Below are 285 nucleotides of genomic sequence, written 5' to 3' on the forward strand. Positions count from 1 at the left end.
CAATACCTGCAACATATAAAGAAAACACAACAGTTGCCTGACTATGAGGGAAGAATACTCCCGCAACTAATGCGTATACAGGTAAACGTGCCGAACAAGACATAAATGGTGTTACAAGAACTGTAAGTAAACGTTCTTTTTCTTGTTCAATCGTTCTCGCTGCCATAATACCTGGAACATTACATCCAAAACCGATAATCATCGGTATGAATGCTTTTCCATTTAAACCGAAGAACTCCATAATTCTATCCATAACAACTGCAATTCGCGCCATATATCCTGAGT

The 285-nt window shown here is 38.6% G+C and carries 1 protein-coding gene; it reads right to left on the minus strand.

Features of this window, described 5'->3' with window-relative positions:
- Positions 1-285: nucleoside recognition domain-containing protein (locus tag ACSG5Z_RS31920; protein WP_435712957.1), on the minus strand; the 285-nt coding region annotated here is incomplete at both ends.

The organism is Bacillus pretiosus, from assembly GCF_051294775.1.
GTDB classification, from domain to species: domain Bacteria; phylum Bacillota; class Bacilli; order Bacillales; family Bacillaceae_G; genus Bacillus_A; species Bacillus_A wiedmannii.